Source organism: Novilysobacter viscosus, assembly GCF_046600715.1.
Lineage (GTDB): Bacteria > Pseudomonadota > Gammaproteobacteria > Xanthomonadales > Xanthomonadaceae > Lysobacter_C > Lysobacter_C viscosus.
Genome location: NZ_JBJMAV010000003.1, coordinates 245345 through 267816 on the forward strand (window position 1 = coordinate 245345; position 22472 = coordinate 267816).

Annotated in this window: 23 protein-coding genes; 20 read left to right on the plus strand and 3 right to left on the minus strand. The window is 71.0% G+C overall.

Annotation, left to right across the window (positions count from 1 at the left end):
- The first annotated feature begins 82 nt into the window (after positions 1–82).
- The 13 genes from gspE to ACJQWL_RS06955 all read left to right on the plus strand — a co-directional run bounded on the left by gspE (position 83) and on the right by ACJQWL_RS06955 (position 12864).
- The gene (gene gspE / locus ACJQWL_RS06895; RefSeq protein WP_411300814.1) at positions 83–1774 is read left to right on the plus strand and encodes a type II secretion system ATPase GspE; all 1692 of its coding nucleotides are present in this window, start codon (positions 83–85) and stop codon (positions 1772–1774) included.
- 122 nt (positions 1775–1896) lie between these two features.
- Complete coding sequence (xpsF, locus tag ACJQWL_RS06900; protein WP_330969649.1) at positions 1897–3114, plus strand: type II secretion system protein XpsF; 1218 nt, start codon at positions 1897–1899, stop codon at positions 3112–3114.
- A gap of 124 nt (positions 3115–3238) precedes the next feature.
- Positions 3239–3685, plus strand: coding sequence for a type II secretion system major pseudopilin GspG (gene gspG / locus ACJQWL_RS06905; protein ID WP_330969648.1), 447 nt, complete (start codon positions 3239–3241; stop codon positions 3683–3685).
- Positions 3686–3706: 21 nt separating this feature from the next.
- Positions 3707–4162, plus strand: a complete 456-nt coding sequence (gene xpsH / locus ACJQWL_RS06910) for a type II secretion system protein XpsH (RefSeq protein ID WP_330969653.1) — start codon at positions 3707–3709, stop codon at positions 4160–4162.
- An 80-nt stretch (positions 4163–4242) separates the two neighbouring features.
- Positions 4243–4665 carry a type II secretion system protein XpsI gene (gene xpsI / locus ACJQWL_RS06915; RefSeq protein WP_330969652.1) on the plus strand — a complete coding sequence of 141 codons (423 nt, stop codon included), beginning with the start codon at positions 4243–4245 and terminating at the stop codon, positions 4663–4665.
- Complete coding sequence (locus ACJQWL_RS06920) at positions 4662–5321, plus strand: prepilin-type N-terminal cleavage/methylation domain-containing protein (RefSeq protein ID WP_330969647.1); 660 nt, start codon at positions 4662–4664, stop codon at positions 5319–5321. The genes xpsI and ACJQWL_RS06920 overlap by 4 nt, the downstream gene beginning before the upstream one ends.
- Positions 5321–6223 (plus strand): type II secretion system minor pseudopilin, encoded by a 903-nt coding sequence (locus ACJQWL_RS06925; protein ID WP_330969646.1) that lies wholly within the window; start codon positions 5321–5323, stop codon positions 6221–6223. The genes ACJQWL_RS06920 and ACJQWL_RS06925 overlap by 1 nt, the downstream gene beginning before the upstream one ends.
- Entirely contained in the window at positions 6220–7431 is a 1212-nt protein-coding gene (locus ACJQWL_RS06930) for a PilN domain-containing protein (protein ID WP_330969645.1), read from the plus strand. Before ACJQWL_RS06925 ends, ACJQWL_RS06930 begins: the two co-directional genes overlap by 4 nt.
- Complete coding sequence (gene gspM / locus ACJQWL_RS06935; RefSeq protein WP_330969644.1) at positions 7412–8032, plus strand: type II secretion system protein GspM; 621 nt, start codon at positions 7412–7414, stop codon at positions 8030–8032. Before ACJQWL_RS06930 ends, gspM begins: the two co-directional genes overlap by 20 nt.
- Complete coding sequence (locus ACJQWL_RS06940) at positions 8022–8849, plus strand: type II secretion system protein, XpsN-like (protein WP_330969643.1); 828 nt, start codon at positions 8022–8024, stop codon at positions 8847–8849. Before gspM ends, ACJQWL_RS06940 begins: the two co-directional genes overlap by 11 nt.
- 4 nt (positions 8850–8853) lie before the next feature.
- A complete protein-coding gene (gene gspD / locus ACJQWL_RS06945) occupies positions 8854–11136 on the plus strand; it encodes a type II secretion system secretin GspD (RefSeq protein WP_330969642.1) in 2283 nt (760 codons plus the stop codon).
- 5 nt (positions 11137–11141) lie between these two features.
- A complete protein-coding gene (locus tag ACJQWL_RS06950; protein WP_411300798.1) occupies positions 11142–11975 on the plus strand; it encodes a glycosyltransferase family 2 protein in 834 nt (277 codons plus the stop codon).
- Complete coding sequence (locus ACJQWL_RS06955) at positions 11959–12864, plus strand: glycosyltransferase family 2 protein (RefSeq protein WP_411300799.1); 906 nt, start codon at positions 11959–11961, stop codon at positions 12862–12864. Before ACJQWL_RS06950 ends, ACJQWL_RS06955 begins: the two co-directional genes overlap by 17 nt.
- 9 nt (positions 12865–12873) lie before the next feature.
- Here ACJQWL_RS06955 and ACJQWL_RS06960 read toward each other — a convergent pair whose 3' ends face one another.
- The 3 genes from ACJQWL_RS06960 to ettA form a co-directional block, all read right to left on the minus strand.
- Positions 12874–13371 (minus strand): hypothetical protein, encoded by a 498-nt coding sequence (locus ACJQWL_RS06960; RefSeq protein ID WP_330968427.1) that lies wholly within the window; start codon positions 13369–13371, stop codon positions 12874–12876.
- A 97-nt stretch (positions 13372–13468) separates the two neighbouring features.
- On the minus strand, positions 13469–14296 hold the full coding sequence (gene pyrF / locus ACJQWL_RS06965; protein WP_330968426.1) for an orotidine-5'-phosphate decarboxylase: 828 nt from the start codon (positions 14294–14296) through the stop codon (positions 13469–13471).
- A 142-nt stretch (positions 14297–14438) separates the two neighbouring features.
- Positions 14439–16100, minus strand: a complete 1662-nt coding sequence (gene ettA / locus ACJQWL_RS06970) for an energy-dependent translational throttle protein EttA (RefSeq protein ID WP_411300800.1) — start codon at positions 16098–16100, stop codon at positions 14439–14441.
- A 274-nt stretch (positions 16101–16374) separates the two neighbouring features.
- On the opposite strand from ettA, the gene glyA reads away from it, so the two are divergent.
- The 7 genes from glyA (at position 16375) to nusB (ending at position 22395) form a co-directional block, all read left to right on the plus strand.
- Positions 16375–17643, plus strand: a complete 1269-nt coding sequence (gene glyA / locus ACJQWL_RS06975) for a serine hydroxymethyltransferase (RefSeq protein ID WP_330968424.1) — start codon at positions 16375–16377, stop codon at positions 17641–17643.
- Between the two features lie 6 nt (positions 17644–17649).
- Positions 17650–18168, plus strand: coding sequence for a transcriptional regulator NrdR (nrdR, locus tag ACJQWL_RS06980; protein ID WP_330968423.1), 519 nt, complete (start codon positions 17650–17652; stop codon positions 18166–18168).
- Between the two features lie 129 nt (positions 18169–18297).
- A complete protein-coding gene (gene ribD / locus ACJQWL_RS06985) occupies positions 18298–19413 on the plus strand; it encodes a bifunctional diaminohydroxyphosphoribosylaminopyrimidine deaminase/5-amino-6-(5-phosphoribosylamino)uracil reductase RibD (RefSeq protein ID WP_330968422.1) in 1116 nt (371 codons plus the stop codon).
- A 119-nt stretch (positions 19414–19532) separates the two neighbouring features.
- Positions 19533–20129 (plus strand): riboflavin synthase, encoded by a 597-nt coding sequence (locus tag ACJQWL_RS06990; protein ID WP_330968421.1) that lies wholly within the window; start codon positions 19533–19535, stop codon positions 20127–20129.
- A 92-nt stretch (positions 20130–20221) separates the two neighbouring features.
- Positions 20222–21325 carry a 3,4-dihydroxy-2-butanone-4-phosphate synthase gene (gene ribB, locus ACJQWL_RS06995; protein WP_330968420.1) on the plus strand — a complete coding sequence of 368 codons (1104 nt, stop codon included), beginning with the start codon at positions 20222–20224 and terminating at the stop codon, positions 21323–21325.
- Positions 21326–21463: 138 nt separating this feature from the next.
- Entirely contained in the window at positions 21464–21943 is a 480-nt protein-coding gene (gene ribH, locus ACJQWL_RS07000) for a 6,7-dimethyl-8-ribityllumazine synthase (protein WP_330968419.1), read from the plus strand.
- Entirely contained in the window at positions 21940–22395 is a 456-nt protein-coding gene (nusB, locus tag ACJQWL_RS07005) for a transcription antitermination factor NusB (RefSeq protein WP_330968418.1), read from the plus strand. Before ribH ends, nusB begins: the two co-directional genes overlap by 4 nt.
- Positions 22396–22472: the final 77 nt, after the last annotated feature.

Genomic DNA, 22472 nt, shown 5'->3' on the forward strand with positions numbered 1-22472 from the left:
ACCTGCTAAAGTCCGGCGGTCACGGGCTTTGGAGGGTGGCGTGGGCGCAACGGTGGATGCAGTGGAGGGCACGGACGGCGGCATCGACGGCACCTCCGTCGAGGACCGGATCGTCCAGGTGCTGGTCGGGAAAGGACGGCTGAAGGAGGCCGACCTGGGCCGTGCACGCCGCCTGCAGGTGGAGACCGGCGGCGGGTTGCTCGCACTGCTGGCGCGCCTGGGGCTGGTCTCGGAACGCGACCACGCCGAGACCGTCTCCGAGGTGACCGGCCTGGCACTGGTGCCCACCCAGGACGCCCCGGACCTGCCGCCCGACGACGTCGCCCTCAGCGTCAAGTTCATGAAGCAGTTCCACGTGTGCCCGCGCCAGGCCGACGCGATGGGCGTGGAACTGTTGATGGCCGATCCGCACGACGGCTACGCGCTGGATGCGGTCCGACTGGCAATCCAGCGCCCGCTGCGGATCAAGGTGGCGCTGCGCTCGGAAATCGACGGCCTCATCGAGCGCTGGTACGGCCAGGGCCGCAGCGCGATGGGTGCGATCGTGGAAACCGCCGAGGGCGAAGGCAGCGACCTGGACGACGTCGAGCACCTGCGCGACCTCGCCTCCGAGGCGCCGGTGATCCGGCTGGTGAACCTGGTGATCCAGCGCGCGGTGGAGATGCGCGCGTCCGACATCCACATCGAGCCCTTCGAGAACCGGCTGAAGGTGCGCTACCGCGTGGACGGCGTGCTGGCCGAGGGCGAAAGCCCGCCGCCCAACCTCACCGCGGCGGTGATCAGCCGCATCAAGATCATGGCCAAGCTCAACATCGCCGAGCGCCGGCTGCCGCAGGACGGGCGGATCATGGTGCGGGTGCAGGGCAAGGAGCTGGACCTGCGCGTGAGCACCGTGCCCACCGCGCACGGCGAGTCGGTGGTGATGCGCCTGCTGGACCGCGAGACGGTGGTGTTCGACTTCAAGCGGCTGGGGTTCACCGACGCGTTCCTGCCGCAGTTCGAGAAGGTGCTGACCCAGCCGCACGGGATCCTGCTGGTCACCGGGCCCACCGGCTCGGGCAAGACCACCACGCTGTACACCGCGCTGAGCCAGCTCAACACCCCCGACGTCAAGATCATCACCGTCGAGGACCCGGTCGAGTACCAGATCGAGGGCATCAACCAGATCCAGGCCAAGCCGCAGATCGGGCTGGACTTCGCCCACGCGCTGCGATCCATCGTCCGCCAGGATCCGGACATCATCATGATCGGCGAGATGCGCGACCTGGAAACCGCGCGCATCGCGATCCAGTCCGCGCTCACCGGTCACCTGGTGCTGAGCACGTTGCACACCAACAACGCCGCCGGCGGCATCACCCGCCTGCTGGACATGGGCGTGGAAGACTACCTGCTGACCTCGACGGTCAACGGCATCCTCGCCCAGCGGCTGGTGCGCCGACTCGAGCCCACGCATGCCGAGCGCTACCCGGCCAGCCCCGAGGAGATCGAGAAGTTCGGCCTGCGACGCCTGCAGCCAGAGGGCGAAATCTGCCTGTATCGCCCGCGCGGCTCGGACATCGCACCCACCGGCTACCAGGGCCGCACCACCATCTTGGAGTTCATGGTGATGGACGACGCGCTGCGCCGGGCGGTGATGCGCCACGCCGGCATGGGCGAGCTGGAGCAGCTCGCGCGCGATGCAGGCATGCGCACGATGTACGAGGACGGCATCGCCAAGGCGCTGGCGGGCCTGACGACGATCGAAGAGGTGCTGCGCGTGACGGAGGAGGGCTGAGTGACGAGGTGGTCCCTGGACCAACCCTTCAGCCGTCATTCCCGCGAAGGCGGGAATGACGGCGTGGATCCGAGCGGTACACCAGTCACAGCGATATCCCCTCGCCGCTAGCTTCCTGACCCATGCCCCTCTACACCTACAAAGCCCTCAACGCCCGCGGCGAGCTGCTCCATGGACAGATGGAAGCGGGCAGCGATGCCGAGGTCGTGCTGCGGCTCCAGGAGCAGGGCCACCTGCCGGTCGAGGCGCGGCCGGCGGCGGAGGGGGGCGGCGAGGCCGGGTGGCGCGCACTGCTCAAGCCACGGCCCTTCTCGGGCGCGCGGCTGGTGCAGTTCACCCAGCAGCTGGCGACGTTGCTGGGCGCCGGGCAGCCGCTGGACCGGGCGCTCACCATCCTGCTCGACCTGCCGGAGGACGAGGCGGCCAAGCGCACCCTGACCGAGGTGCGCGATGCGGTGCGCGGTGGCAGTGCGCTGTCCACGGCGCTGGAGCGCCAGCACGGCACGTTTTCGCGGCTGTACGTGAACATGGTCCGCGCCGGTGAGGCCGGCGGCAGCATGCACGAGACGCTTGGCCGGCTGGCCGATTACCTGGAACGCAGCCGCGCAATGCAGGGCCGGGTCATCAATGCGCTGATCTACCCGGCGATCCTGCTGGTGATGGTGGGGCTGAGCCTGCTGTTCCTGCTGGGCTACGTGGTCCCGCAGTTCGCGCAGATGTACGAGAGCCTGGATGCCGAGCTGCCGATGTTCACCCGGGTGGTGCTGGGGGTGGGCCTGTTCGTACGCGACTGGTGGATCGTGCTGGTGGTGGTGCCGGTGCTGGGGCTGTGGTGGGTCGACCGCAAGCGCCGCGACCCCGCCTTCCGCGAGCGCCTGGACGGCTGGCTGCTGCGTCGGCGCTTCTTCGGCGCGCTGGTGGCCAAGGTCGAGACCGCGCGGCTGGCGCGCACGCTGGGCACCCTGGTGCGCAACGGGGTGCCGCTGATGGCCGCGCTGGGCATAGGCCGCAACGTGATGGGCAACCGGGTGCTGGCTGCCGACGTGGAAGCCGCCGCCGAGGAGGTCAAGAACGGCGTGGCGCTGTCGACCGCCCTGGGGCGCGGCAAGCGTTTCCCGCGGCTGGCGCTGCAGATGATCCAGGTCGGCGAGGAGTCCGGCGCGCTCGACACCATGCTGGTGAAGACCGCCGAGACCTTCGACCACGAAACCCAGCTTGCGCTGGACCGGATGCTGGCCGCGCTGGTGCCGCTGGTGACCGTGGTCCTGGCCGCGGTGGTCGGCGTGGTGGTGCTGGCGGTGCTGACGCCGCTCTACGACCTGACCGGTGCGGTGGGGTAGTGGCCCGGCTGAACCGTTCCAGTTCCCCGACCCCGCCTGAACGCGCCTGCGGCGGCGCGACGGTTCCGGTCAGGGCCCCGGCCGGGTACGGTCGGCTTCTTTCCCGCAACGGATACACGTGACCATGCGCAATGCCGTCTTCCCGAACCGCTCCCTGACCCGCTCGCCCTCGCCCCTGCGGCAAGCCGGCATGAGCCTGATCGAGATCATCATCGTGATCGTCCTGATCGGTGCGGTGCTGACCTTCGTCGGCTCGCGCGTGCTGGGCGGCGCCGACCGCGCCAAGGCCAACCTGGCCAAGTCGCAGGTGACCACGTTGGCGCAGAAGGTCGAATCCTTCCAGATGGACACCGGCCGCTTCCCCGGCGCGCTGGACGAACTGGTGACCGAGCCCGGCGATGCGCCCGGCTGGCTGGGCCCCTACGCCAAGGCCACCGAGCTGCTGGACCCGTGGGGCAACGAGATCGTCTATCGCGCGCCCGGCGAGAGCGGCCCGTTCGACCTGGTGATCCTGGGCAAGGACGGCCAGGTCGGTGGCAGCAGCTATGACGCCGACATCGCCTACGAGTAACGCCGTGGGCCTGCGCCGATGATGCGACGCCGCGCCCGCGGGGTCTCGCTGCTGGAGATGCTGCTGGTGGTCGCGCTGATCGCGGCCACCACGCTGCTGGCGGCCGCGGCGCTGGGCGGCGGCTTCCGGGGCATGCAGTTGCGCTCCACCGCCAAGGAAATCGCCACCCAACTGCGCTTCACCCGTGCGCGGGCCCTGGCCACCGGGCAGCCGCAGCGGTTCGTCATCGACCCGCGCGGCAGGCGCTGGGAAGCGGCCGACAGCCGCGACGGCGAGATCCCCGAGGCGATCGGGGTGAGCTTCTACGGCGCACGCCAGGCCCAGCCCAGTCCCGGCGAGGGTGCGATCGTGTTCTTCGAGGACGGCGGCGCCACCGGTGGCCGGGTGCGGCTCAACATCGGCGAGGCAGCGTGGAACATCGACGTGGCCTGGCTGACCGGCGAGGTGCGCCTGCGGCGTGGCGGGGACGTGCCGTGAAACCGCTGTATGCCACCCTGGCCGCGCATGATCGTTATCGAGCTGCGGTGGCGACCGATGGGCGCCGGTGCCCGTCGCGCATGCAGGCCGGCTACACGCTGATCGAGGTCATCGTTGCCTTCGCGCTGCTGGCGCTGGCGCTCACCCTGCTGCTGGGTACGCTGTCGGGCGCCACCCGCCAGGTGCGCTGGGCCGGTGATGCCGGGCGCGCCGCCCTGCACGCGCAGTCGTTGCTGGCCCAGCAGGGCATCAGCGATCCGATCGAGCCGGGCGAGCGCAGCGGCGAGTTCGACGATGGCCGTTACCGCTGGACCCTCGGCACGGTGCCGTGGACCGACCCGGCGCTCCCGCCCGCGGGGCCGCAGCCGCTCGCCGGCGCCCAGCAGCTGTATCGCCTGCAGTTGGCGGTGGAGTGGGGCGAAGGGGGTCCGCGCGAGCGGCTGGACCTGCATACGCTGCGGCTGGTGCAGGCCGCCGGCGCCAACGTGGGGGCCTCCCCGTGACGGCCCGCCGCCGCATTCCCTCCGGCCCGGTCCGCGGGTTCACCCTGATCGAGGTGCTGCTGGCGACGGTCCTGCTGGCGGCGGGCCTCGGGCTGGCGTTTGCCACCCTGACCGCATCCATGCGCACCGTGCAGCGGGGCGAAGCCATGGCCGAGCGCGGTGAACGCGAGCGCGCCGTGCTCGGATTCCTGCGCAGCCGGCTGACCGGTACCCGGCCGGTGGCGTTCGCCAGCGACCCGATCGACGCCATGCCGGAGCGCTTCGTCGGCAACTCCGGCCAGATGCGTTTCGTCGCCGACCTGCCCGACTACCTGGGCCGGGGCGGGCCCTACCTGCACGAGTTCACCGTGCAGGACGACGGCGACCGCGTGCGCGTGGTGCTGTCGCTGTCGATGGTGCAGGCCGGCGTCACCGTGGAAGAGGACGCACCGGTGCGTCCCGAGGTGCTGGTCGAGGGCCTGCGCTCGGCCACCTTCCGCTTCCGCGCTCTCGACGGCGAGGGCGGGATCGGCCCGTGGCAGGACGACTGGGAAACCCCCGAGCAACTGCCGCTGCTGGTCGAGGTGCGGCTGGTGGACGGCGACGGACGGGCCTGGCCGCCGCTGGTGGTGGCCCTGCCGCAGGCCGGGGTCGGTTTCGGCGCGGTGGCATTCTGATGCGCGCGCAGGGGCCTTCGCGAGCCCGTTCCAGGGGTGCGGCGCTGCTGCTGGTGTTGTGGCTGATCACCCTGCTCACCGCGCTGGTCGGCGGCTTCGCACTGGTCGCGCGGATCGAGGCGCTGCAGGGACGGGTGCTGGCCAGCGGCGCGGCGGCGCAGGCGGCCGCACGCGCCGGCCTTGAATACGCATTGACCCGCGTCGACCATGCCGAGCCCCTGCTGCAGTGGCGGCCCGACGGCTCGCCGCAGGCCTGGCGGTTCGGCGCCGCGGAGGTGGAGGTCACGCTGGTGGACGAGAACGGCCGGGTCGACCTCAACCAGGCCGATGTCGCCCTGCTGGAGGCACTGCTGCGGCGGGTCGGCGTCGAAGCCGCGCCGGCGCAGCGGCTGGCCGGGGCGGTGGTCGACTGGCGCGACCCCGACCCGCTGACCCAGCCGGCCGGGGGCGGCGAGGATAGCGATTACGCGTCGGCGGGGCTTCCGTACGGCGCGAAGGACGCGCCATTCGAAAGCGTGGCCGAGCTGGAGCAGGTGCTGGGGTTCACGCCGGAGATCTACGACCTGGTGCGTGCACACGTCACCGTGTTCAGCGGCCGCGCGCGGCCCGACGCCGCGTTCGCATCGGCCGAAGTGCTCGATGCCATGGGGCTGGACGGTACCCGGGTGGTGGAGGCGCGCCGCCGCGTCGACCCCGTGACCGGACAGCCGCTGGAGGGGCTGCCGGGCGAAACCGGCGCGCTCGTGGGCAGCCGGAGCGGCACGTATAGTATTCGCAGTCGTGCGCGACTTGCCGACGGCCGTGAGTCGGAGCTGAGGGCCGTGGTGCGCGTGGGTGGCAGCGCGGTGCCGGGGATGGCCTACACCGCGCTGCAATGGGAAGAAGGAGCGTCGCCACGATGACACCGTTGAGGAACCGCCTTGGGCCGATCGGCGCCCGGCTCCGGCCGGGTGCGGGCGGCGCGCTGCGCGGCTTCCTCGCCTGGTGGGGGGCGGCCCTCGCCTCCTGGCTGCCGCCCTCGGTCAGGCATGCGCTGGGCATGGAGCGCGGGCGCCTGCTGCTGCACGTCGATGGCGACGAGTTGACCGTGCGGTTGCACCAGGCGGGTGCGGTCACCGACCTGGCGACCGTACCGGGCCTGGTCGGCGTTTCGGCGATGGACCCGATCGACGTGCCCGCCAGCGACCCGCTCGCCTCGCTGCTTGCGCCTCGCGTGGCCGAGTTGCCGCGATGGTTGTTCCTGCCGGCGGCCAGCGCGCTGCGCCGTCGAATGGTGATGCCCGCCGCGGCGGCCGAGCGGCTGCGAGACGTGGTCGGCTTCGAGATCGACCGGCAGACCCCGTTCGCTCCCGCCGATGTCGCCTATGACGCCCGGGTACTGGGCCGCCGCGACTCCGACGGCCAGTTGGACGTCGAGCTGGTCGCGGTGCCGCGCAATGCCATCACCCCGCAGACCCATGCGCTGGGTCCGCTGGCCGCCGGGCTGGCCGGCGTCGATGTCGCCGGCGCCGACGGCGCGCCGCTGGGGGTCAACCTGCTGGCGCCGGCCGACCGGCATCGGCACCGTGATCCGTGGCGCAGTTGGAACCTGGCCCTGGCCGGCCTGGCGCTGGTCGCCTGCGCGCTCATGCTGTGGCAGGTACTGCAGAACCGCCGCGCGGCTGCAGACGCGTTCGAGCGGCAGATCGCCGGGCAGGCCGAGGCCGGCCGCCGTGCGGCCGCCGCGCGCCAGCAACTCAACAGCCTGGTGGCGGGGCAGGCGTTCCTGGACCGCGCACGTGCCGAGCGCCCGGTGGCGGTGGAGGTGATCGACGAGCTCGCCCGCCGGCTGCCCGATGGCACCTACCTGGAGAAACTTTCGATCGAAGGCCAGCGCCTGATGCTGATCGGCCTGAGCAATGAAGCCGCAGCCCTGGTCGGACGCCTGCAGGGCAGCGAGCTGTGGCGCTCTCCCGCCCTGGCCGGCGCGCTGCAGCCCGATCCGGCCAGCGGACGCGACCGCTTCACCCTGACCGCCGAGCTGGCACCGCTCGAGCCAGCCGCAGGGGCCGCGCGCCCCCCCACGAACACTCCCGCGACAGAGAGCACCGATGCCGCCGCGCCCCGCTGAACGCGAGCGCTGGCTGGCGCTCGCCCTGTTGCTGCTGGCGCTCGCGCTGGCCTATGCGGTGGTGGTCCACCCGTGGTGGACGGTGCCGATGCTGGACGCCGAGCGGCGCATCGAGTCGCTGCAGCAGCGTGAACTGCGCCTGCGCATGCAGGTGCAGCAGGCGCCGCAGGTGCAGCAGCGGCTGCTCGAACTGCAAACGCGGCAGGGTCAGGATGCCGGCTTCCTGCCCGAGTCGAACGCCGAGCTGGCGACCGCCGCGCTGGTCCAGCGCCTGGAGACCGTGGTCGCCATGGCCAGCCCCGGCAACCGCAGTTGTGCGATCACCAACCGCTCCCCGTTGCAGGCGGCCAGCCGTGAACCCTTCACCCGGGTCACCGTGCAGGTGCGCATGCGCTGCGGCAATGGCGAGCTGGCAGCGGTGCTGCACGCGCTGGAAGGCGGCGCGCCGCGGGTGTTCGTCGACAACCTGAACGTGCTGGTGCAGCGGATGTATTTCGCCCCGGGTACCGGCGCGCCGCGCGGCGACGGTGGCCTTGAAGTCACCTTCGACCTCTACGGCTACCTGCGCCCGGCGGCGATGGAGGCAACCGGTGCGGATTGAGGACGCGGGTCTCAAGACCGGGTGGCTGGCGGCGGTCGCCGGCTGGGCGGTGGCGGCATGGTTGCTGGCCCTGGCGGGGATGGGTGGCCGGGTCGACCCCCTGCCCGACGACCCCACCCTGCTCAAGCCGCTGCCGGCGTTGCCGGCGGTGCGCGCCGATCGGGTCGAGCCGTTGAACGCGTACGACCAGTTCGCCGGGCGGCCGGTGTTCAGCGCCGACCGCCGTCCGCACCCGTTCTTCCTGCAGGGCGAGGGCGAAGAGGAAACCGACTCGCCGTTCGACTTCGTGCTGACCAGCGTACTCATCACCCCTAGCGTCCAGCTGGCGATCCTGCAGCCGGCCGATGGAAGCCAGCCGGTGCGCGTGCGGCTGGACGAAGCGCCCGACTCGCACCCGGCCTGGCAGCTGGTGGCGCTGGGCGCGCGCAGCGCGGTGTTCGAAGGCCCCGAGGGGCGGCGGGAGCTGCCCCTGCGGGTGTATGACGGGATGGGCGGACAACTGCCGACCCCGGTGTCCAGCCCGGACCCGGACGCGGCGGCAACGGCCTCCGGTCCCGCGCCCGCACCCCCACCGGGCCAGCCGCGAGCGGCAATGCCCGTCGCGACGCCGGAAGCCGACGCTGCCCCACCCGCTGCGGCGAGTCCGCCGGCACGCAGCCAGCGCAACGATGGGGTGCCTGTGCCCCCGGCGGGCCAGGCCGACGCCCCCATGACCGACCAGGCGCAAATGGATGCGATCCGACAACGCATTCAGGCCCGCCGTGAACAATTGCGCCGGCAGAACGCCAACCCGCCGCCGCCCAAGCCCGTAGAGTGAAGCGATGAGCCCACCGATTCCGCCGCGCGCATGCGCCAACCCCGTTCCAGGCCGTTCGCGCCGCGTCTTGCCGACGGCACCGGCCGAGGTGGCCCGGCGCGCGGTCCTGGCCGTGGCCATCACCGCCCTGGTCGCTTCATGCGCCAGCGTGCCGGTACCCACCGTCCGCCGTGACGGCGACCCGGCGGCGATGCGCCGGGCGCAGGCCGGTACCGCGCCCCCGGGCGTGGCCACCGGCGTCGCGGTCGAGCCCATCGAGGCCGACGACGCCGGTCCGCGCCCGCAGATCCGCCGCGGCACCGGCCAGGTGATCAACCGCAGCGCCGCCGCCGCTGCCGCACCTGACGCCGGCATGGGCGGCACCAGCGGCGCGGCGACCTTCAACTTCGAGGGCGAGTCGCTGCACGCGGTGGTCAAGGCCATCCTGGGCGACATGCTGGGCCAGAACTACGTCATCGCACCGGGGGTGCAGGGCACGGTCACCCTGGCCACGCCCAAGCCGGTCAGCCCTGCCAGCGCGCTCAACCTGCTGGAGATGGTGCTGGGCTGGAACAACGCCCGCATGGTCTACAGCGGCGGGCGCTACAACATCGTGCCGGCCGACCAGGCGGTGGCCGGCAACGTCGCCCCGCGCACCGGCCCGGCGTCGACCGCGCGCGGGTTCGAGTCGCGGGTGGTCCCGCTGCGCTACATCTCCGCCGAGGAAATGAAGAAGGTGCTGGAGCCGTATGCGCGGCCCAACGCGATCATCGGCGTGGACAACGCGCGCAACGTGATCAGCATCGCCGGCACCCGCACCGAGCTCGAGAACTACCTGCGCACCATCGAGATCTTCGACGTGGACTGGCTCAGCGGCATGTCGGTGGGCGTGTTCCCGCTGCAGTCGGGCAAGGCCACGCGGGTGGTCGCGGACCTGGAGAAGGTGTTCGGAGAGGAAAGCGAGTCGCCGGTCGCCGGGATGTTCCGTTTCATGCCGCTGGAAGGCGCCAACGCGGTACTGGTGATCACGCCCCAGGCCGACTACCTGGACGACATCCAGCAGTGGCTGGAGCGCATCGACGGTGCGGGCGAGGCCGTGCGGCTGTTCTCCTACGAACTGAGCTACATCAAGGCCAGCGACCTGGCCGACCGGTTGGCCGAGGTGTTCGGGTCCGGTGGCGGTGGACGCAGCGACGGCGGCGGTGGCCCCCCGTCGCTGATGCCGGGCCTGGACCCGGTGCAGCTGCAGGATGGCGAGCGCGGCAGTTCCGCGACCATCGGCGGCAAGGATGGCGGAAGCCTGTCGGGCGGCGGTGGCCTGGGCGACGGCCAGTTGTCGCTTGACCCGCGTGGCAGCGGCAATGCCAGCGTCACCCTCGAGGTGGACGGCGACCGCGTCGGCGTGTCGGCGGTGGAGGAAACCAACACCCTGCTGGTGCGCAGCAGCCCGCAGGCGTGGCGGTCGATCAAGGACGTGGTCGAGCGTCTGGACGTGATGCCGATGCAGGTGCACATCGAGGCGCAGGTGGTGGAGGTGCAGCTCTCCGGTGCGCTCGAGTACGGCGTCAACTGGTTCTTCGAGCGTGCCGTGACCGATGCCGGGCTGCCCAGCGCGGTCGGCCGCGATACGTGGAGCACGCTGGCGGGCAGCGTTCAGTCGGTGGTCGGCGACCCGGCCGGGTTGGCCTGGACGTTCCTGGGCCGCAACGCCGCGGCGATCATCAGCGCGCTGGACCAGGTCACCGACCTGCAGCTGCTGCAGACACCTTCGGTGGTCGTGCGCAACAACGTCGAGGCGACGCTCAACGTCGGCAGCCGCATCCCGATCTCGTCGGTTACGGTCAACCCCGGCCTGGGCGGCGCCGACACCATCAGCCAGGTGCAGTACCTGGACACCGGCACCATCCTGAAGGTCCGTCCGCGCGTGACCAAGGACGGCATGGTGTTCCTGGACATCGTCCAGGAGGTCAGCACGCCGGGCAGCGTCACCGACCAGAACGGCAACGTGCGCATCGACACGCGTCGCCTGAAGACCGAAGCGGCGATCCAGAGCGGCGACACGGTGATGCTGGCGGGCCTGATCAGCGACGGCGTCAGCCGCACCGGCTCGGGCTTCCCCGGGTTGAGCCGCATCCCGGTCATCGGCGGGCTGTTCGGTACGCAGACCTCGCGCACCGAGCGCAACGAGGTGATCGTCCTGATCACCCCCACCGTCGTGCGCAATCCGCAGGAAGCCCGCAACCTCACGGACGAGTACGGTCGCCGGTTCCGCGCGATGGAGCCGCTCAACCGCGCGCCGCGCAACTGAGCCCCGTGCCGGAGCTTCCCATCGTCGTGGTGCCGCTGAGCGCCGACGACGACGCGCTGGACGCCTGCCTGGCCGCGCTGGATGCCGGGACCCCGGCGGGCACCCGCGTCTGGCTGGCCGATGATGCACAGGCAGGGCCGCGCGGGTACGCAGTGGTGGAGCAATGGATGGCGCGAACCGCGCTGAGGGCCGATTACACCCGGCGCCCCCGCGGCGTGGGCGAGGTCGCGCACCTGGACGAGGTGCTCGGTGCGTGTGGCGAGGCCGACGTGGCCGTGGTCGCGGCCGACAGCCGGCCGCTGCCGGGCTGGCTGGAGGCGATGGCCGCATGCCTGGCGGCCGATGGCGCGATCGGATCGGCCACGCCCTGGAGCAATGCCGGCGAAGCCGCGGCGTGGCCACGCATCGGCGAAGTCGCGGCCGCCCCGGCCGAGGCCCCGCGCATGGCCCGGGCCGCGGCGGAGATGCCCGCGTTGCTCCCGGAATTGCCGGCCGCCGTCGGCCACGCGGTGCTGCTGCGCGGCGCCGCGCGGCGCCGCGCAGGTGGCCTGGACACGGTGAGCTACGGGTCGTGGTACGCGGCTCTCATCGACCTGTCGCTGCGGCTGGCGGGGCTGGGCTGGCGCAACGTGCTGTGCGAGCGCGCCTTCGTCGCGCGCGATGCCGAGGGCGCGGCGCTCGATGGCGACATGGAGCGACTGGCGGTGCGCTGGCCGGATTGGCATGCGCGGCTGGCCAGCTTCCTCATGCGCGACCCGCTGCGCGCCAGCCGCGAGCAGCTGCAGCACCTGCTGGAAACGATCGGTCCACCGGAGCCGCAGCGTGACCTCTTCAGCTGAGCCGCCAACCGCGCCGCTGGACGGCATTGCCGCGGTGGTGGTCAGCTACCTCAGCGCGGAGACCATCGACGAATGCCTGTCCCGACTGCGTGCGGCCGACGGCGTGCGCGCGATCCGCGTGGTCGACAACGGTCCGCGCGATCCCGGCCATGACGACGGTACCCTGGCCATCGTCCAGCGCCACGCACTGTCCGACCCGCGCGTGCGTTTCATCGCCAATCCGGACAACCCGGGATTCGGCGTGGCGTGCAACCAGGGAGCCAACGCGGCGCTTGAAGAGGTAACGGGCGTGGGCTGGATCGCATTCGTCAATCCCGACTGCCTGGTCGAGCCCGACTCCCTGGCGAGGATGCGTTCGCTGGCGGCCGCCCACGCGCCCTCCCTGGTGGGCGCGGACCTGGTCGACGAGGCGGGCGTGCGCGATGCCGCCGCACGCCGCCGCGATCCCGATTTCGGCCACATGCTGGCGTCGCTGCTGCGGCCCTCGCGCGCGCATCCACCCGTAGCGCGGGACGACGCACGCGAGCTGCAGCCCGTCGACGCGGTGTCCGGTGCGCTGATGCTGATGCCGCGTGCGTTGTTCGAGTCGATCAAAGGCTTCGACGAGCGCTACCGCCTGCATGCCGAGGACCTCGACCTGTGCCGGCGTGCGCGCCAGGCCGGTGCCTGCGTGGCCGTTGCCAACCACGTGACCGTCGTGCATGTGCGCGGCGTGTCGAGCCGCTCGCGGCCGGTGTTCGTGGAGTGGCACAAGCACCGGGGCCTGTGGCGCTACTTCCGCACCTTCGAGGCCCCCCGGCGCGGTGTCGCCACGCGCCTCGCCGTGTTCATCGCGATCTGGCTGCGCTTCCCGCTGGCGGTGGCGCGAGCGGCGTGGCAGAACCGATGACCGCGGCCCTCAGCGCAGCCGCCACTTGAACTGCAGGCCCAGCGTCGCGGGAATCTTGTCGGCGATGCGGGGCAGCAGGATCACGTTGGCGCCCAGGCGTTCGCCCTCGATCTTGGCCACCAGCCCCGCGGCGGGTGCCACGCCACCCTCGTTGTAGCCCGGGTAGCCGGTCACCGCGCCGATCATGCCGCCGATGCGGACATGCCGGCCGAGCTGCAGCGGCGTGTACCGGTACAGCGCGTACAGCGAGTTGTCGTCGATCGAATTGCGGTAGAAGCCCACGGCCACCGCGTGGCGTGGCTGCCACTGCGCTTCGACGCCGAGGCCGGGGTTGAACTGGTTGAACGACTCGCCCTGCGGAAGGAATTCATCCTCGTCGCCGAAATGCTGCGACGCGAGATTGACGTTGGCCCACCACTGCGGGGGCTCGGCCGCAAGCGAAAACCCGCAGGGCAGCAACAGAAGGGCGGAAAGAAAGCCGGCAAGCGGGCGCTGGGGAGATGACATGGGCAGGCCTCCGGGCGGGTGTCGCCCCAGCCTAGTCGTGGCCCATGCCATGCCCCGGTGAAACACCGGAAGCCACCCAAGGCGCGACCCGGCACCTTCAGCGGTAGCGGTTGACCTCGTCGCGCAGCGTACGCGCCGCCCTGGCCGCGGCGTTGGCGAAATCATTGCCGGCCGAGGCGTACAGCACCGCACGCGAGCTGCTCACGACCAGGCCGGTGCCGTCGGCGGTGCGGGCGTTCTCGACCACGGCCTGCACGTCGCCGCCCTGTGCGCCAACGCCGGGCACGAGGAACGGCATGTCGCCGACGATGGCACGGACCTCGCGCAGCTGCGCCGGCCAGGTCGCGCCAACCACCAGCATGCAGTTGCCGTGGCCGTTCCAGTCGCGCGACACCGTGCGCGCCACCTGCTGGTAGAGCGGACGCCGCGCGCCGTCCTCGCCGGTGACCATCAGGTCCTGCAGGTCGCCTGCGCCGGGGTTGGAGGTGCGGCACAGGATCACCACGCCACGGTCGGCGCGTTCCAGGAACGGCTCCACCGAATCGCGTCCCAGGTAGGGGTTGGCGGTCACGGCGTCGGCGGCGTAACGATCGAACGCCTCGCTGGCGTAATGGCGCGCAGTGCTGCCGATGTCGCCGCGCTTGCTGTCCAGGATTACCGGGACGCCGGGGTGGGCGGCATGGATGTGGGTGATCAACCGCTCCAGCGCACCTTCCGCGCCCAGCGCGGCGAAGTGGGCGATCTGCGGCTTGAACGCGCACGCGTAGGGCGCGGTGGCGTCGACGATGTCGCGGCAGAACGCGAACACCGCGTCGGGGTGGTCGTTGAACCGCTCGGGGAACCGGGACGGCTCCGGGTCCAGGCCGACGCACACGAGGGTGTCGGCATCCGACCAGCGCTGCCTGAGTGACTGCATGAACCCCATCGTCGTTCCTCGCAATTCCGGGACCTGGTAGGAGCGGATCCGGCCGCTCCTACCAGGTCCGAAGATCCTGGCTCCAGATGGGCGGAACGGAGCGGCTCAATGCGAAGTCGCCGTTGCCCTGTCCATCCGTGGCAAGCCGCCTTTACTTCAGCGCCTTGAACCGCAACCGGTGCGGGCCGGCGTCATCGCCCAGGCGGCGCTTCTTGTCTTCCTCGTACTCGCGGTAGTTGCCCTGGAAGAACTCCACGTGGCTGTCGCCTTCGAAGGACAGGATGTGCGTGGCGATGCGGTCCAGGAACCAGCGGTCATGGCTGATCACGAACGTGTTGCCGGGGAACTCCAGCAGGGCGTCTTCCAGCGCACGCAGCGTCTCGATGTCCAGGTCGTTGGACGGTTCGTCCAGCAGCAGCACGTTGCCGCCCTGCAACAGGGTCTTGGCCATGTGCAGGCGGCCGCGCTCGCCGCCCGATAGCGTGCCGACCAGCTTCTGCTGGTCCTGGCCCTTGAAGTTGAAGCGGCCGATGTAGGCGCGCGACTGGATCTCGATGCCGTTGATGTTGAGGATGTCGGCGCCGCCGGACACCTCCTGGAACACGTTGTGGTTGCCCTCGAGCTTGTCGCGGCTCTGGTCCACGTAGGCCAGCTTGACGGTCTGGCCGACGTCGATGGAGCCCGAGTCCGGCGTCTCCTGCCCGGTGATCATCTTGAACAGCGTGGACTTGCCGGCGCCGTTGGGGCCGATGATGCCGACGATCGCGCCGGGCGGCACGGAGAACGACAGGTCGTCGATCAGCATGCGGTCGCCGAAGGTCTTGCTGACGTTCTTGAACTCGATGACCTTCTGGCCCAGCCGCTCGCCCGGCGGGATGAAGATCTCGTTGGTCTCGTTGCGCTTCTGGTAGTCGACCGACTGCAGCTCCTCGATGCGGGCCAGGCGCGCCTTGCCTTTTGAGCGGCCGCCCTTGGCGTTGCTGCGTGCCCACTCCAGTTCCTTGGCGATCGCCTTCTGGCGCGCCTTCTCGCCCGCCTCCTCGCGCTTGAGGCGGTCTTCCTTCTGCATCAGCCACTCGGTGTAGTTGCCCTTCCACGGGATGCCGCGGCCGCGGTCCAGCTCCAGGATCCATTCCGCGGCGTTGTCCAGGAAGTAGCGGTCATGCGTCACCGCCACCACGGTGCCCGTATAGCGGGCCAGGAACTGCTCCAGCCATTCCACCGACTCGGCGTCCAGGTGGTTGGTCGGCTCGTCCAGCAGCAGCATGTCCGGCTTGCTCAGCAGCAGGCGGCACAGGGCGACGCGGCGCTTCTCACCGCCCGACAGCGGGCCGATCTTCGCGTCCCACGGCGGGATGCGCAGCGCGTCGGCAGCCACTTCCAGCTGCTGTTCCAGCATGTGCGCGTCGTTGGTGGCCAGGATCGCTTCCAGGCGCTGCTGCTCGATCGCCAGCTTGTCGAAGTCCGCGCCTTCCTCGGCGTAGGCGGCGTAGACGGCATCCAGCGCGGCCTGGGCCTGCAGCACTTCGCCGACACCCTCCTCGACGGCCTCGCGCACGGTCTTTTCCGGATCCAGCTCCGGCTCCTGGGCCAGGTAGCCGACCTTGATCCCGGCCTGCGGGCGCGCTTCGCCGGAGAAGTCGGTGTCCACGCCGGCCATGATCTTCAGCACCGTGGACTTGCCCGAGCCGTTCAGGCCCAGCAGGCCGATCTTCGCGCCGGGGAAGAACGACAGCGAGATGTCCTTGATGATCTGGCGCTTCGGCGGCACGGTCTTGCTGACGCCGTTCATGGTGTAGATGTATTGGGACATGGGGGCTCCGCAGGCGGACGGCGACGCCCCGGCGGGCGGGGCATCGCGAATGGATCGGGATAGCCGGCCATTATACGGCCGGCCGCCGGCTGCCGGCGCCGACAACGGTCCAGCCGCCGCAGGGCGTGCCGGGTGTGCACGGGGGCGGTCCTTCGCGGCGATGCGGCCCCGGCGAATGCCCGGATCGATGGCAGGCGTGGATTCCGGTCCCGGGCCGCGGCACCGCGTCCGGGCTAAACTCGCAGGCCGCCCCCCACCCAGCCCCGGAGCCCCGATGTTCCCGCGCGATGCACGTATCGAAGGTTACGACCCCGAACTGGCCCAGGCCATCAGCGACGAGCGCCGCCGGCAGGAAGACCACGTCGAGCTGATCGCCAGCGAGAACTACGCCAGCCCGCGCGTGCTCGAGGCCCAGGGCAGCGTGCTGACCAACAAGTACGCCGAAGGCTATCCGGGCAAGCGCTACTACGGCGGCTGCGAGTACGTGGACGTCGCCGAGCAGCTGGCGATCGACCGCGCCAAGGCGCTGTTCGGCGCCGACTACGCCAACGTGCAACCGCATTCGGGCAGCCAGGCCAACCAGGCCGTCTACCTGGCGCTGCTGCAGCCGGGTGACACCATCCTGGGCATGAGCCTGGCGCACGGCGGCCACCTGACCCACGGCGCCAAGGTCAACATCAGCGGCAAGCTGTTCAACGCGGTGCAGTACGGCGTCGACGACCAGGGGCTGATCGATTACGACGAAGTCGAGCGGCTGGCCGTGGAGCACCGGCCGAAGATGGTGGTGGCGGGCTTCTCGGCCTATTCGCAGAAGATCGACTGGGCCCGCTTCCGGGCCATCGCCGACAAGGTCGACGCATTGCTGTTCGTCGACATGGCGCACGTGGCCGGGCTGATCGCGGCGGGCGTGTACCCGAACCCGCTGCCGCACGCGCACGTGGTGACTTCCACCACCCACAAGACCCTGCGCGGACCGCGCGGCGGCATCATCGTGGCCAAGGACCCGTCCGAGGACCTGGTCAAGAAGCTGCAGTCGATCGTGTTCCCCGGCATCCAGGGCGGCCCGCTGATGCACGTCATCGCCGCCAAGGCGGTGGCCTTCAAGGAAGCACTGGAGCCGGGCTTCAAGAGCTACCAGCAGCAGGTGGTTAAAAATGCCCAGGCGATGGCGAATACCATCATCGAGCGGGGCTACAAGATCGTCTCGGGCGGCACCGAGAACCACCTGATGCTCGTCGACATGATCGGCAAGGCGGCTTCTGGAAAGAGCTTGACGGGCAAGGCCGCCGAAGCCGCGCTCGGTCGCGCCCACATCACCGTCAACAAGAACGCGGTGCCCAACGACCCGCAGAAGCCATTTGTCACGTCGGGCCTGCGCCTGGGCACCCCGGCGGTGACCACCCGCGGCTACGTCGAAGCCGACTGCGTGGACCTGGCCAACTGGATCTGCGACGTGCTGGACGCGCCGGAAGACGAGGCGGTGATCGCCCGCGTGCGCGAGGCGGTGACCGCTCAGTGCGCCAGGTATCCGGTGTACGGATAGGCCCCGTTGCACTGCCCCTTCTGCCAGCACACCGACACCCGCGTGATCGATTCGCGCGTGTCCGACGACGGCGCGACGATCCGCCGCCGGCGCGTCTGCGAGGCCTGCGGCGAGCGCTTCTCGACGCTGGAAACCATCGAGCTGAAACTGCCGGCGATCATCAAGTCCGACGGCCGGCGCGAGCCGTTCGACGCGCGCAAGCTGCGCCACGGTTTCGACCGCGCGCTGCAGAAGCGCCCCGTCGCCGAGGAGCAGATCGAGGCGGCAGTGCGCGCAGTGGTGCACCAGTTGCGCATGACCACCGAGCGCGAGCTGGCCTCGTTGCGGGTGGGCGAATTCGTGATGGCCGAACTGCGCAAGCTCGACCACGTCGCCTACGTGCGATTCGCTTCCGTGTACCGGGCGTTCGAGGACGTGGCCGATTTCCGCGAGGAGCTCGACCGCCTCGAGAACGACAGTGCCGCCGAAGGCCAGCTGCCGCTGCTGGACGATGCCGCGCCGCGTGCCAAGGGTCGGCGTCGCTAGCGTTCACGGTCCGCCCGCCGTTGCGCCGGATGCGTCGGATGCGTCGGATTCTTCATCCCGCGGGCGCCGGTCCCCGCCACCTGCCTCTCCTGCTCCAACCCCCATTCCCCATTTCCCCGCACCCAGCCCATGACCGCAGCCGACTTCACCGCCACCGACCACCTGCACATGGCCCACGCGTTGCGGCTTGCCGAGCGCGGTGCCTGGACCACCCGGCCCAACCCGATGGTCGGCTGCGTCCTGTCACACGGAGAGGAAGTGGTAGGCGAGGGTTGGCACGAGCGCGCCGGCGAGCCGCATGCCGAGGTTCGGGCGTTGCAGGCCGCGGGCGGGCGGGCCAAGGGCGCGACGGCCTACGTTACGCTCGAGCCCTGCGCGCACACCGGTCGCACCGGCCCGTGCGCGCAGGCGCTCATCGACGCCGGCGTGGGACGCGTGGTCGCGGCGATGCGTGACCCGTTCCCGCAGGTGGACGGGGCCGGGTTCGATGCCCTACGCGAAGCGGGCATCGAGATAGCCAACGGCCTGATGGAAGCGCAGGCGCGAGCGCTCAACCGGGGCTTCCTGTCGCGCCTGGTGCGCGGCCGGCCGTGGGTCCGGGTGAAGCTCGCCACCAGCCTGGACGGGCGCACTGCGCTCGCCAGCGGCGACTCCAAATGGATCAGCGGCGACGCCGCGCGTGCCGACGTGATGCGCTGGCGGGCGCGTGCCGGCGCGATCATCACCGGTGCCGGCACCGTGTTGGCCGACGACCCGGCCCTCACCGTGCGGCTGCAGGGCGAGGAAGCCGGCCAGGCCTTCGCGCCGCCGCTGCGCGTGGTGCTGGACCCGGGCCTTGCGACCACCGCTCGCGGCAGGATCCGCGAGGGCGATGCCCCCACGTTGTATTTCCACGCCCCCGACGCCAAGCCCACCCGGGGAATGAGCGCGCAGACAGCGGCGGTGGCGGTCAGCGGCGGACGCTTCGACCTGCACGCCGTCCTGCGCGTGCTGGCCGGGCGCGAGATCAACGAAGTGCAGGTGGAAGCCGGTGCAACGTTGGCCGGGGCGTTCATGGAAGCGGGGCTGATCGACGAGTTGCTGCTCTACGTCGCCCCCGTGCTGCTCGGACCCCAGGCGCGGCCGCTGTTCGGCGGTCTGGATATCGACTCGATGACCGACCGCATGCAGTTGAAGATCGTGGACACGCGACAGGTCGGCCAAGACCTGCGCCTGCTGTTGCAGCCGGTGCAGGGCGCGGACTGACCGGGCGAAGACCGCGGCGTCCTTCCTCCGCCTGCCCGCGTGTGGTCGACGCCTGTGCCCGGTCCCCAGCTGGCAGCCACGATTAAACTCCCGTTCCCCCTTCCCGGAGCACCCCGCGCATGTTCACAGGCCTGATCGAAGGCATCGGCCGCCTGTCCTGGCGCGAGCCGCGCGGCGGTGATGCGCGGCTGCGGATCGACGCGGGCACGCTGCCCATCGACGACGTCCAGCTGGGGGAGAGCATCGCGGTCAACGGCGTGTGCCTGACCGTGGTCGATTTCGATGCCGCCGGCTTCGAAGCCGATGCATCGACGGAAACCCTCGGACTGACCACCCTGGGCGCGCTGTCGCCCGGGCGGGCCGTCAACCTGGAGCGTGCCATGCGCCCGACCGACCGCCTCGGCGGCCACATGGTCAGCGGCCATGTCGACGGCGTCGGCCGCGTCGCGTCCGTGCACGAGGACGCCCGCGCCCAACGCTGGCGCTTCGATGCGCCCCCCGCACTGCTGCGCTACATCGCCGGCAAGGGCTCGATCTGCGTGGACGGCGTCAGCCTGACGGTCAACGCGGTGGACGCGGCCGGGTTCGAGGTGGCGCTGGTGCCGCACACGGTGTCGCACACGGCATTCGGCGAAACCCCGGTGGGCGAGGCGGTCAACCTGGAAGTGGACCTGGTCGCACGCTACGTCGAGCGGCTGCTGCAGTCACGCGACTGAGGCGGCCCGGAACGCACCATTTCGGGATGTCGGCAGGGCCCGCGCCGCGCTGGGCGTAAAATGCCGGCCCCTGTCGACCTGCGACCCGCGCCATGCCCTTCAGCCCCATCCCCGAACTTCTCGAGGAGATCCGCGCCGGCCGCATGGTCGTAATCGTCGACGACGAGGACCGCGAGAACGAGGGCGACCTGATCATGGCCGCCGAACTGGTCAAGCCGTCGGACATCAACTTCATGGTGACCCACGCGCGCGGACTGGTCTGCCTGTCGCTGATCCGCGAACGCTGCCGGCAGCTGGGCCTGCCGCCGATGGTTCGCGACAACACCTCCCAGCACCACACCAATTTCACCGTCAGCATCGAAGCCGCCGAGGGCGTCACCACCGGCATCAGCGCCTACGACCGTGCCCACACCATCCGCACCGCGGTGCGGCCCGACGCGGCGCCGTCCGATCTCAACCAGCCCGGCCACATCTTTCCGCTGATGGCCCAGCCCGGCGGCGTGCTCAACCGTGCCGGCCACACCGAGGCCGCCGCCGACCTGGCGCTGCTGGCCGGGCTGGAGCCTGCCGGGGTGCTGGTGGAGATCCTCAACCCCGACGGTTCCATGGCACGGCGTCCGCAACTGGAGGCGTTCGCGGCCGAGCACGGGCTGAAGATCGGCTCGATCGAGGCGCTCATCCGCCACCGCCTGGAGACCGAGCACACGGTGGAGCGGGTGGACGCGCGCGAGATCGACACCGAGCACGGATCGTTCCAGCTGGTGACCTACCGCGACCGACTCAGCCAGGGCCTGCATTTCGCGCTGGTCCGGGGCACGCCCGATGCATCGGATCCAACGCTGGTGCGCGTGCACGTACAGAACCCGCTGGCCGACGCCCTGCACTGGCGCCGCCCCGACTTCGGCCCGGCGGTGGGCGAGGTACTGGCGGCGATTGCCGGCGAGGGACGGGGCGCCCTGGTGCTGCTGGGCGACAACGCCGATGCCGGCGCGCTGCTGGCCCGGATCCAGGCGCCGGTCCAGGCCGACGACGAGCCCGCAGCCGGCCATGCGCTGGCCGAGTGGCGCCGCAACGGCGCCGGTGCACAGATCCTCGCGGACCTGGGACTGCGTCAGCTGCGCGTGCTCGGCACGCCGCGCAAGCAGGTGGGCCTGGCCGGGTATGGGCTGGAAGTCGTGGAGTACGTGGGGCTGTAGCAACCCCGGGTCTTCTCCGGCGAGTGGCGCCTCGCCTGGCCGTCCACGCCCGTTGCACAGGGGTGATCGGCGTGCAGCCGCCGGTCCCGGGGAGCGCGGCCGGCTACACTAGCGCCCCCGCCACGTCCCGACGTCCCCATGCCCCATATCGAAGGCGACCTGCGCCGCCCCGCCGGCGCGCGCTACGCCATCATCGCCAGCCGCTGGAACCCGCGCATCACCGACACCCTGGTGGCCGGCGCGCGCAAGACCTTCGCAGAACACGGCGTGGACGATGCCGCGCTCGACGTGGTCCGGGTCCCGGGCGCGTGGGAGATTCCGGTGGTCGCATCGCGGCTGGCCCGCGCCGGCGGCCATGCCGCGATCGTGGCGCTGGGCTGCGTGGTGCGCGGCGACACCCGGCATTTCGAGCAGGTTGCGGACGGCTGCTCGGAGGCGTTGATGCGCGTCGCGCTGGACTCCGGCGTGCCGGTCGCCAACGGCGTCCTGGCGGTGGACCGGTTCGAGGACGCACAGGCACGCGCCGGCGGCAGTCATGGCAACAAGGGCGAGGAAGCCGCGCTGGTGGTGATCGAGATGAGCCACCTGATGCAGCAGTTCCCCGAGGTGCCCCGATGAACCGCCGGCGTCCCGATGGCGTGGACCCGGTTGCCCGCTCCCGTGCACGCCGCCGCGCGCTGCAGGCCGTTTACGCATGGCAGATGTCGGGCACGGGCGTGCGCGAGGTGATCGCCCAGTTCGCGCACGAGCAGGCCAAGGAAGTGGCCGACCTGGAATATTTCGAGGACCTGGTGCGCGGCGTGGACGCCAACCGGAAGGACCTGGATGCGGCGCTGGCGCCGTTCCTGGACCGGGAGATCGAACAGGTCGACCCGATCGAGCGCGCGGTCCTGCGCCTGGCCGCCTACGAACTGCGCCAGCGGCCCGACGTGCCGTACCGCGTGGTCATCAACGAGGCGATCGAGATCGCCAAGCGCTTCGGCGCCGAGCACGGCCATACCTACGTCAACGGCGTCCTCGACCAGGCGGCCGCGGACTGGCGCGCGGTCGAGTTCGGCGCCGGGCGATAGCGTCGTGTTCCGGCCCGTGTTCGCGGGGAGGGACGGGCGGGGCGGTATGCGGCTGCGGCTGTCCGGGTCCACTTCCG